Origin of the sequence: Vibrio sp. 10N.222.52.B7 (assembly GCF_041474275.1) — a bacterium.
Lineage (GTDB): Bacteria > Pseudomonadota > Gammaproteobacteria > Enterobacterales > Vibrionaceae > Vibrio > Vibrio crassostreae_C.
Genome location: NZ_JBFRTU010000239.1, coordinates 1 through 488, shown reverse-complemented (window position 1 = coordinate 488; position 488 = coordinate 1). Strand labels below are relative to the sequence as shown.

General features: G+C 47.5%; 1 protein-coding gene. It reads right to left on the bottom strand.

Annotated features, from left to right (window positions below):
- Window positions 1–488: NADP-dependent isocitrate dehydrogenase (locus tag AB4512_RS22615; protein ID WP_372175776.1), on the bottom strand; the 488-nt coding region annotated here is incomplete at both ends.

The following is a 488-nucleotide window of genomic DNA, read 5'->3' as shown; positions in this document are numbered from 1 at the left end:
GCTTCAAGTGGAGCAAGGATCTTAATTTCAAGACCATCGGTATCGTATTCAGGAAGGTATGCTTCAACTTTCTTGATAAGCTGAGCATCATGTGCGCGTGACGCATCTAGCCAAAATACCGCTGGAACACCCGATGCACGAGCACGCGTTACCGCAAGCTTAACCCAGTCTTGGATTGGTGCATCTTTAACCTGACACATACGGAAGATATCGCCTTCCTCTACGTCTTGCTCAAGAAGCACAGCGCCTGAAGCGTCAACAACTTGAACCTGACCAGCAGCTTCAAGGATGAAAGTCTTATCATGAGAACCGTACTCTTCCGCTTTTTGAGCCATCAAGCCAACGTTTGGTACGCTACCCATCGTTGTTGGATCGAACGCGCCGTTCTCTTTACAGAAATCAATAACCGCTTGGTAAATGCTCGCGTAGCTACGATCTGGGACCATTGCTTTGGTATCTTTTTGCTTACCTTCTGGATCCCACATTTG